Here is a 9,446-nt window from a genome sequence, read left to right as displayed (position 1 = left end):
TATTACATGCTCGGAGCTAATTTGACATTCGTGAGCACCGGCACGCAGGACTGACACCGAGTGCGAGGGTTTGTCTACACGCTGAGATAGACGTGTAGACATCTATCTTTTTCATATGACATCGTGTATCATAACGACAACGAAAGGGGTTTTGTCAAATGGGAAAAAGCAAAGCAAAGAAAAAGCGAGAACATATTCAAAGGCAGCGCAGCCGAAATCCAGAACGGTCGAGAGGGAACATGGCGCATTTTAGCACTCACGAAAGAAAGACAAAAACAAAACAAGAAGCTTTGCAGCACATGATGAAAAAACATAAAGACAGGAATGCTTATGATCACTATGAACAGGATCATAAGCATTTTTATTTTGCTTTTTTGTGACAAGTAGATCAAATAAATGGAAAATTTTTAAAAAATAGGACAAATGGTCGTTTCTTTTTGTCTAAAAATGTAGTTAAATGGCAAAAAGCAATGAAAGGGAGAGTGAGTATCGTGAACGTCAAGTCATTGGGAGCAGGATTTTGTATGGCAAGTATGCTGCTGGCATCCATCACGTTCGGCGCATCAGAGATATCTGCAGAGGAGCAAGCAAAAAAAGAGTATATCATCGGCTTTTCTTCTTCCGTTCAAGACAAAACACAAAAACAGCTTGTAGAAAAAGCTGGCGGCCATGTGAAAGAATCAATAGAACAAATAGATATAATGAAAGTTTCATTGAATAAAGCATCAAAAGAAAAACTGAACCAAGCAAAAGAAGTGACCTTTATTGAGGAAGACCAAAAAGCAAAAACTAGCGGTCAAACCGTCCCATATGGCATCAAAAGCATCCAAGCACAAAAGGTACATAAACGAGGATATGCCGGTCAGAATGTGAAAGTAGCTGTTCTTGACAGTGGAATTGACGGCGAGCATGAAGATTTACACGTAAGCGGCGGTGTCAGCTTTGTTCCAACAGAGTCCGATCCGCTTGTCGATCCCCATGAACACGGAACCCATGTGGCAGGCACGATTGCAGCGCTAGATAATAAAATAGGTGTCGTTGGTGTTGCGCCAAAAGCTTCTATCTATGCTGTTAAAGTGGCAGATGAAAATGGTGACGGCTACTATAGCTGGATCATAAAAGGCATCGAATGGGCCATTGAAAATGACATAGATGTCATCAATATTAGTATGGGGGGAGCAAGTGAATCTGAAGCGCTGAAAGAGGCTGTAGATCGAGCGTATGACAAAGGGATTCTCATTGTGGCTTCCGCAGGGAATGCTGGAAGCTATGGCTCACTCAATACAATAGACTACCCGGCCAAATATGACTCCGTGATAGCTGTCGCATCTGTGGATCAAGGAAGGAAAAGAGCCTTTGATTCCTCTGTTGGTGAAGAGGTGGAAGTATCAGCACCAGGCGTTTCAACGTTAAGCACTCTTCCTCATAACGAATATGGCTATAAGAGCGGAACGTCCATGGCATCACCTCATGTTGCGGGAGCTGCAGCTGTCATTCTATCAAAACATCCGAATCTGACAAATGAAGAAGTGCGTGAAAGGCTTTCAAAAACGGCAATAAAGCTTGGAGACCCATTTTATTATGGAGCCGGGCTTGTGAACGTACAAAAAGCCGCACGATAAAGGAAACGAGAAAGCAGTGTGCAGGCTGCTTTCTCGTTTTTCTTTCAATAAAACTGTCATGTTTCGTATTCGCTCTCATAGAATCTAGTAACCTTTACTATTTGGGAGGAAGACGCATGCGGAAAAAGTCTTGGAAGGAACATCTTCTTCAGCACGTGAAAGATCATCTATCGATTTATTTGTTTGTTTCTGTGCTCTTTTTAATGGGTGTCATCTTTGGGGCCATCATCGTCAATAGTATGACAATGAGTCAGAAAGAGGATTTATTCTATTATTTACATCAATTTTTTGGACAGCTGACGAATGAGAAAGCAGCAGAATCAAAGGAAATGTTTGTGCAAAGCTTTCTGCATCATATGAAATATTTAGGTCTCATGTGGATACTCGGAATTTCCATTATTGGCCTGCCGCTCATCTTTCTCATGATCTTTTTAAAAGGGATTGTTGTTGGGTTTACTGTCGGTTTTCTAGTCAATCAAATGGGGCTTAGTGGATTTTTTCTTTCTTTTATATCGGTGCTTCCGCAAAATATCTTGCTCATTCCAGCATATTTAGTCATTGGGACTTGTGCGATTGCGTTCTCCATTCGGTTAATTGGACAGCTTTTCATGAAAAAAACCATCAGCCAAGCGCCAGTCCAGTGGTTTGGCCGGTATGCGTCTGTTCTGCTGATGATTTTAGCGCTTGCGGCCCTTTCGTCCTTTTTTGAATCATACTTATCATTCATGCTGATGAAAAAGCTGGCAGGTGTTCTTTTTTAAATTTTTTATAATTATTATTAAATAATAATCAATTTATTTATCAATTTAAAATGATTATAGTTGGCTCTCTGCACATCATTTGATATAATGATCAAGTAATGTGGCGTAGGAGGGAAAGTCAATGGAAAATCGGATTGATCGAATTAAGAAACAGCTTCATTCTTCCAGCTATAAGCTCACGCCACAGCGTGAAGCAACAGTAAGAGTACTGCTTGAGAATGAAGAAGACCATTTAAGTGCAGAAGATGTATACCTCCTCGTAAAAGAGAAGTCTCCTGAAATTGGTCTTGCTACTGTTTATCGGACGTTAGAATTGCTGACTGAACTGAAAGTTGTTGATAAAATTAACTTTGGAGACGGCGTTTCGCGATATGATCTTCGCAAAGAAGGAGCCGCTCACTTCCATCACCATCTTGTCTGCATGGAATGCGGGACAGTCGATGAGATAGAAGATGATTTATTAGAAGATGTTGAAGAGATTATTGAACGCGACTGGAAATTTAAAATTAAGGATCATAGATTGACATTCCATGGTATTTGCCACCGGTGTCATGATGATGAATCCGGCAAATAATCCGAATTGGAACCTTTTCATTCAAGATGAAAAGGTTTTTTGCATTTTCGCTGTATATTCCTTGTCCCACCTGGCATATGCTGAAGTAATGAAAAGATGAGAAAGGACATGAAGATCATGCGAAAATGGCTCAAAACAACAGGTGAAGTGATGAAAGTATTTATCTTGTTCACTGGTTTTACCGTCCTGTTCTATTATGCTATGATATGGATAAATTCAGAATATGAAAGCTATCATCGTTATGATAAACCAGAGGGTGCAGCGATTAAAGTGATGGAAATGGATCAGCCGAAACAAAACACCTGGCAGGATCGATTGATTTATTTTTATCAAAACGGGGAGTAGAAACCATTGAAGGATCAATTATCCGACTTTATTCATTTTATGACAGTAGAGAGAGGACTCTCTGAAAATACCATTGTCTCTTATAAAAGAGATTTACAGAACTATTTGTCCTTTTTAATGACACATGAGCAGTTGACAGATATCAAAGATGTCACGCGCCTTCATATCATTCATTATTTAAAGAAGCTAAAAGACGAAGGGAAATCGAGTAAAACGTCTGTGCGGCATCTATCATCCATTCGCTCCTTTCATCAATTTCTGCTCAGGGAAAAAGTGACAACAGATGACCCGTCATGGAACATCGAATCGCAAAAAACAGAGCGGAAATTACCGAAAGTTCTATCACTAGGTGAGGTCGAAAAGCTGCTCGATACACCAAAGCAGCACACACCATTTGACTACCGTGACAAAGCCATGCTTGAGCTTTTATATGCAACCGGTATTCGTGTGAGTGAAATGCTGGATCTGACCCTTGCAGATGTTCATCTGACAATGGGCTTTATCCGCTGTTTTGGAAAAGGGCGAAAAGAGCGCATCGTGCCTATTGGTGAAGCCGCTGCAAGTGCGATTGAAGTATATATTGAAAAAGGAAGACACAAGCTTTTAAAAAAACAGCCGGCTGATGCCTTGTTCCTCAATCACCATGGGAAAAAGATGTCACGACAAGGCTTTTGGAAAAATTTAAAAAAACGAGCCATCGAAGCTGGTATTCAAAAAGAATTGACGCCGCATACGCTCAGGCATTCATTTGCAACACATCTACTTGAAAACGGTGCGGATCTTAGAGCCGTTCAGGAGATGCTCGGTCATGCCGATATTTCTACTACACAAATTTACACACATGTCACGAAAACAAGATTAAAAGACGTGTATCACAAATTCCATCCAAGGGCATAAGTAAAGCATGACACGGAGAACGTGTATCATGCTTTTTTTTGTTTGGACCGTTTAAGGTTGTCAATTGACTTGAAAACGGTTTATACTTGAGATGTCTGACCTCTCTAAATATGAAAGGTCAAAGGATAAGAATATTGAAGGAGGCGCTTTTTCATGCCTGATTATCAGTATAAACGCATTTTCCTCATTGTGATGGATTCAGTAGGAATTGGGGAAGCACCAGATGCTGCTGATTTTAATGATGTAGGTGCAGATACACTTGGACATATTGCAGAAAAAATGAACGGGCTTCATATGCCGAACATGGCGAAGCTTGGGCTGGGTCATATTAAAGAAATTAAAGGAATTCCAGCGGATGAAAAACCGCTTGCGTATTATGGGAAGATGCAAGAAGCATCAAACGGTAAAGACACAATGACAGGTCATTGGGAAATCATGGGTCTGTACATAGACACACCATTTAAAGTCTTTCCAGACGGATTTCCAGATGAACTATTAAATGAACTAAAAGAAAAAACCGGACGCGGCATCATTGGAAATAAACCGGCGTCTGGTACAGAAATCCTTGATGAGCTTGGCGAAGAGCATATGAAAACAGGCGATTTAATCGTTTATACTTCAGCGGATTCGGTGCTGCAAATTGCTGCACACGAAGAAGTTGTACCATTAGACGAACTTTACCGCATTTGCGAAATCGCACGTGAACTCACATTAGATGAAAAGTATATGGTAGGGCGCATTATCGCTCGTCCGTTTGTCGGGGAGCCGGGGGCATTTGTCAGAACACCAAACCGTCATGACTATGCGTTAAAACCATTTGACCGTACAGTGATGAATGAACTGAAAGATGATGGACTGGATGTCATTGCAATCGGAAAAATCTCTGATATTTATGATGGCGAAGGAATCACCTCTTCACTCAGAACAAAATCCAACATGGATGGAATGGACAAGCTAGTTGAGACGCTGAAAACAGACTTTACAGGACTTAGCTTCTTAAATCTTGTCGATTTTGACGCGCTTTATGGACACAGAAGAGATCCAGAAGGCTACGGTAAAGCACTAGAGGAATTTGACGCACGTCTTCCTGAAGTATTTGATCTATTAAAAGAGGATGATCTGCTTGTGATCACAGCAGATCATGGAAATGACCCGGTTCATCACGGAACAGATCATACAAGAGAATATGTTCCGCTTATTGCTTACAGCAAAAAGCATCAGGAAGCGAATGAACTCCCAACAGCAAAAACCTTTGCTGATCTAGGGGCAACGGTAGCAGATAATTTCAAATCAACGCTGCCAAAATACGGAACAAGCTTTTTATCTAAACTCAAATAGGGGGAAATCTCGTGGGAACACAGTTTTCAGAAGCGGCGGCATACATTAAACAAGCATCGACATATGTACCAACAGTTGGATTGATTTTAGGGTCAGGTCTTGGCATTTTAGCAGATGAAATTGAACATCCGATCAAATTAAAATATGAAGATATTCCTGGATTCCCTGTTTCAACAGTAGAGGGGCATGCTGGTCAGCTCGTGATTGGAACGCTGAAAGGCACGGTCGTTTGTGCCATGCAAGGGCGTTTTCATTTCTATGAAGGATATGATATGAAACAAGTGACGTTTCCTGTCCGTGTGATGAAAGAAATCGGCATTGAGACATGTATTGTTACAAATGCAGCAGGCGGCGTGAATACGTCCTTCCATCCTGGTGATCTCATGCTGATTACAGATCATATCAATATGATGGGAACCAATCCGTTAATTGGACCAAACGACAGTCAAGGGGTTCGTTTCCCTGATATGTCTGCACCGTATGATCAGGAATTGCTGGCACTTGCAGAGAAAACCGCTCAAAACCTAGGGATATCTGTGCAGCAAGGCGTTTATGCAGGAATGACAGGCCCATCCTATGAAACGCCGGCTGAAGTACGTTTCCTCAGAACGCTTGGTGCTGATGCGGTCGGTATGTCGACTGTGCCAGAAGTCATCGTGGCTCGTCATGCAGGAATAAAAGTACTTGGTATTTCATGCATTTCCAATGCGGCCTCAGGTATTTTAGATCAGCCGCTTTCTCATGATGAAGTCATCGAAGTGACGGAAAAAGTGAAAGCCAGTTTCCTTGATTTAGTGAAAGATGTTGTCAAACAACTCTCATAGAACGTGTCCTAAAGCCTTCTGTTCATTAAGCAGAAGGCTTTTTTTTATGGCAATCAAACGATCTCTGAATAAAACAGCCTTTATGAGGAAAAAATAAAAAGGATTACGATAATGGAGGTCTGCCACTTGAAACGTCATATATGTGCATTGTTTATTTTAATGATCCTTATCTCAATGGTGTCGCCATCAGCGACAGCAAAAGAAAAAATCGAAAAGCCAGGAGAAAAACAAACATCAGAATTGGCGCATGAAGCCAAATCAGCCATTTTAATTGAACGTGACACGGGAAAGGTGCTTTACAACAAAAACAGTGATGAAAAGCTTGCGCCAGCAAGTATGACCAAAATCATGACGATGCTTCTCATCATGGAAGCAATTGACCAAGGAAAGATCAAAATGACGGACAAGGTCAGAACAAGCGACTATGCAGCATCAATGGGAGGCTCACAAATTTTCCTTGAACCTGGAGAAGAAATGACCGTGAAAGAAATGCTGAAAGGCATTGCGATTGCTTCAGGAAACGACGCTTCAGTTGCCATGGCAGAGCATATTGCTGGATCTGAAGAACAATTTGTTGAGCAAATGAACAAAAAGGCAAAAGAACTTGGCCTCAAATCAACCGTCTTTCAAAACCCAACAGGACTTCCTGAAAAAGATCATTACAGCACAGCTCATGATATGGCAAAAATGGCGAAAGAGCTGTTAAAATATGAACAAATCACCAAATTTACAGGTGTATATGAAGACTACCTCCGGCAAAACACGGATAAAAAATTCTGGCTTGTAAACACAAACCGTCTCATTAAATTTTATCCAGGCGTCGATGGGATGAAAACAGGATTTACTGCCGAGGCGAAATATTGTTTAACCGCATCCGCTAAAAAAGGCAACATGCGCGTCATTGCTGTTGTATTCGGTGCAAGTACACCGAAAGACAGAAACGCTCAAGTCGTCAAAATGCTGGATTATGCATTTAGTCAATATACCACCCATCCTCTGTACAAACGAGGACAAGACGTGGCAGAGATCAAAGTGAGCAAAGGGAAAAAGAAAAACATCCAGCTTGTCACATCTGAACCGATTTCTCTTTTAACGAAAAAAGGCGAAAATGTCGATCAGATCAAAAAAGAAATTAAACTATCTCAAGATGTCACGGCCCCATTTTCAAAAGGAACGAAGCTTGGCACCATCGTCTTGAAAAAAGATGGGAAAGTGCTTCATGAAAGCCCTGTCGAGGCAAAAGAAGACATGGAAAGAGCCGGTGTTTGGACTTTCTTTAAACGGGCAATGGCCGAATTTGTCAAATGGAAATAAGAGGCGAAAGACTGCTGCAAGTGGCAGTCTTTTTTTGCTATGAGCGAATAGAAAAGAACATCTAAATGTGACGAATGATCACTAGTTTTGTCACGGTGAAGGATTTACTTCATAGAAAAGAGAAACATTCTTTATCCGAAAATAGAGCAAGGAGGAAGAAAAAGATGAGCCTTGGTATTGATTTTCAAGTCAAAGAGAGCGTACTTTGCATTCGGTTGACAGGAGAGCTCGATCATCACTCTGCAGAAACGTTGAGACAAAAGGTGACGAATTATTTGGAAACAGAGGACATTCGCCACATCGTGCTGAATTTAGCTGATTTATCATTTATGGACAGTTCTGGCCTTGGGGTTATTTTAGGAAGATATAAGCAGATTAAGCAGCTTGGTGGCGAAATGGTCGTCTGCGCGATCTCGCCAGCGGTGAACCGTTTATTTGATATGTCTGGCTTGTTTAAAATCATCCGTATGGAGCCTTCAGAGCAAACAGCGCTGCAAACATTGGGGGTGGCATCATGACAAATGAAATGAATCTGACCTTCTCTGCTTTGAGTCAAAATGAATCCTTCGCAAGGGTAACAGTAGCGGCGTTCATCGCCCAGCTTGATCCGACATTAGATGAATTAACCGAGATCAAAACGGTCGTATCAGAGGCAGTAACAAACTCCATTATTCACGGATATGACGGAAACCCAGATGGAAAGGTGCATATTAGTGTCACGCTGGATGATCATGTGGTGTATTTGACGATACGCGACGAAGGTATGGGAATTACAGATCTTGAGGAAGCAAGACAGCCTCTTTTCACAACAAAGCCAGACTTAGAACGATCCGGGATGGGATTTACCATTATGGAGAATTTTATGGACGATGTCATGGTAGACTCATCTCCAGAAATGGGCACAACGATCCGTTTAACAAAGCATCTATCAAAAAGCAAAGCGCTTTGTAATTAAGGAGCTGCTCATATGGATGTGGAGGTAAAAAAGCAAGCAAAAAAAGCACAGCTGTCAAATAATGAAGTGAAACAGCTCATAAAAAAAAGCCAAGACGGAGATCAGCAAGCAAGAGACCTCCTCGTAGAAAAAAACATGCGTCTTGTTTGGTCCGTCGTTCAGCGCTTTTTAAATAGAGGATATGAACCAGATGATCTATTTCAGATAGGCTGTATCGGCCTGTTAAAATCTGTTGATAAATTTGATTTATCCTATGATGTGAAATTTTCGACCTATGCTGTTCCCATGATCATCGGTGAAATCCAGCGCTTCATTCGTGATGATGGAACGGTCAAAGTCAGCAGGTCCTTAAAGGAACTTGGAAATAAAATCAGGCGGGCAAGAGACGAATTGTCTAAATCTCATGGGAGAATGCCGACTGTACAGGAAATCGCTGATTATCTCGACATCACACCAGAGGATGTCATCCTCGCTCAAGAAGCGGTTCGCTCCCCGTCATCTATACATGAAACCGTGTATGAAAATGACGGTGATCCGATTACACTGCTCGATCAAATTGCCGATCATTCAGAAGAAAGATGGTTTGATAAAATTGCGCTAAAAGAGGCAATCAAGGAATTAGAAGAGCGAGAGAAACTGATTGTGTACTTAAGGTATTATAAAGACCAAACGCAATCTGAGGTAGCAGAGAGGCTTGGTATTTCACAAGTACAAGTCTCAAGGCTTGAAAAGAAAATTTTAAAACAAATCCAAGTGCAAATGGATCAAAAAGACAGCTAGCCTATTGGTACTGACCCCATCAGATGAGACAAATAA

General features: G+C 41.3%; 12 protein-coding genes. All 12 read left to right on the top strand.

Going from position 1 to position 9,446, the window contains the following annotated elements; translation table 11 throughout:
* Nucleotides 1-158: 158 nt before the first annotated feature.
* The 12 genes from BA1_RS17455 to sigF all read left to right on the top strand — a co-directional run bounded on the left by BA1_RS17455 (nt 159) and on the right by sigF (nt 9,410).
* The gene (locus tag BA1_RS17455; RefSeq protein ID WP_008361820.1) at nt 159-380 is read left to right on the top strand and encodes a hypothetical protein; all 222 of its coding nucleotides are present in this window, start codon (nt 159-161) and stop codon (nt 378-380) included.
* Between the two features lie 111 nt (nt 381-491).
* Nucleotides 492-1,622, top strand: a complete 1,131-nt coding sequence (locus tag BA1_RS17450) for a S8 family peptidase (protein WP_082194769.1) — start codon at nt 492-494, stop codon at nt 1,620-1,622.
* 116 nt (nt 1,623-1,738) lie between these two features.
* A complete protein-coding gene (gene spoIIM / locus BA1_RS17445; RefSeq protein WP_008361816.1) occupies nt 1,739-2,383 on the top strand; it encodes a stage II sporulation protein M in 645 nt (214 codons plus the stop codon).
* Between the two features lie 121 nt (nt 2,384-2,504).
* The gene (gene fur / locus BA1_RS17440; protein WP_003215577.1) at nt 2,505-2,957 is read left to right on the top strand and encodes a ferric iron uptake transcriptional regulator; all 453 of its coding nucleotides are present in this window, start codon (nt 2,505-2,507) and stop codon (nt 2,955-2,957) included.
* 117 nt (nt 2,958-3,074) lie between these two features.
* Nucleotides 3,075-3,302 (top strand): YqzK family protein, encoded by a 228-nt coding sequence (locus BA1_RS17435; protein ID WP_008361814.1) that lies wholly within the window; start codon nt 3,075-3,077, stop codon nt 3,300-3,302.
* A gap of 6 nt (nt 3,303-3,308) precedes the next feature.
* Nucleotides 3,309-4,199: a site-specific tyrosine recombinase XerD gene (xerD, locus tag BA1_RS17430; RefSeq protein ID WP_008361812.1), complete on the top strand. Its 891-nt coding sequence runs from the start codon at nt 3,309-3,311 to the stop codon at nt 4,197-4,199.
* A gap of 153 nt (nt 4,200-4,352) precedes the next feature.
* Nucleotides 4,353-5,537: a phosphopentomutase gene (gene deoB / locus BA1_RS17425; RefSeq protein WP_008361810.1), complete on the top strand. Its 1,185-nt coding sequence runs from the start codon at nt 4,353-4,355 to the stop codon at nt 5,535-5,537.
* 11 nt (nt 5,538-5,548) lie between these two features.
* A complete protein-coding gene (locus tag BA1_RS17420) occupies nt 5,549-6,361 on the top strand; it encodes a purine-nucleoside phosphorylase (RefSeq protein WP_008361808.1) in 813 nt (270 codons plus the stop codon).
* Nucleotides 6,362-6,520: 159 nt separating this feature from the next.
* Nucleotides 6,521-7,675 carry a D-alanyl-D-alanine carboxypeptidase family protein gene (locus tag BA1_RS17415; protein WP_406566830.1) on the top strand — a complete coding sequence of 385 codons (1,155 nt, stop codon included), beginning with the start codon at nt 6,521-6,523 and terminating at the stop codon, nt 7,673-7,675.
* Between the two features lie 164 nt (nt 7,676-7,839).
* Entirely contained in the window at nt 7,840-8,193 is a 354-nt protein-coding gene (spoIIAA, locus tag BA1_RS17410) for an anti-sigma F factor antagonist (protein ID WP_008361804.1), read from the top strand.
* Nucleotides 8,190-8,630, top strand: coding sequence for an anti-sigma F factor (gene spoIIAB / locus BA1_RS17405; RefSeq protein WP_008361802.1), 441 nt, complete (start codon nt 8,190-8,192; stop codon nt 8,628-8,630). The genes spoIIAA and spoIIAB overlap by 4 nt, the downstream gene beginning before the upstream one ends.
* A gap of 12 nt (nt 8,631-8,642) precedes the next feature.
* Nucleotides 8,643-9,410, top strand: coding sequence for an RNA polymerase sporulation sigma factor SigF (gene sigF, locus BA1_RS17400; protein ID WP_008361800.1), 768 nt, complete (start codon nt 8,643-8,645; stop codon nt 9,408-9,410).
* The last annotated feature ends 36 nt before the right edge of the window (nt 9,411-9,446 follow it).

Origin of the sequence: Bacillus xiamenensis, from assembly GCF_000300535.1 — a bacterium.
Lineage (GTDB): Bacteria > Bacillota > Bacilli > Bacillales > Bacillaceae > Bacillus > Bacillus xiamenensis.
This window is presented reverse-complemented; position numbering and strand designations above follow the sequence as displayed.

What these genes read in the sequence shown, in the direction of transcription:
- sigF (WP_008361800.1), top strand. Translation starts at nt 8,643, where the DNA reads ATGGATGTGGAGGTAAAAAAGCAAGCAAAAAAAGCACAGCTGTCAAAT.
- BA1_RS17415 (WP_406566830.1), top strand. Translation starts at nt 6,521, where the DNA reads ATGATCCTTATCTCAATGGTGTCGCCATCAGCGACAGCAAAAGAAAAA.
- deoB (WP_008361810.1), top strand. Translation starts at nt 4,353, where the DNA reads ATGCCTGATTATCAGTATAAACGCATTTTCCTCATTGTGATGGATTCA.
- fur (WP_003215577.1), top strand. Translation starts at nt 2,505, where the DNA reads ATGGAAAATCGGATTGATCGAATTAAGAAACAGCTTCATTCTTCCAGC.
- spoIIM (WP_008361816.1), top strand. Translation starts at nt 1,739, where the DNA reads ATGCGGAAAAAGTCTTGGAAGGAACATCTTCTTCAGCACGTGAAAGAT.
- spoIIAB (WP_008361802.1), top strand. Translation starts at nt 8,190, where the DNA reads ATGACAAATGAAATGAATCTGACCTTCTCTGCTTTGAGTCAAAATGAA.
- BA1_RS17435 (WP_008361814.1), top strand. Translation starts at nt 3,075, where the DNA reads ATGCGAAAATGGCTCAAAACAACAGGTGAAGTGATGAAAGTATTTATC.
- BA1_RS17455 (WP_008361820.1), top strand. Translation starts at nt 159, where the DNA reads ATGGGAAAAAGCAAAGCAAAGAAAAAGCGAGAACATATTCAAAGGCAG.
- spoIIAA (WP_008361804.1), top strand. Translation starts at nt 7,840, where the DNA reads ATGAGCCTTGGTATTGATTTTCAAGTCAAAGAGAGCGTACTTTGCATT.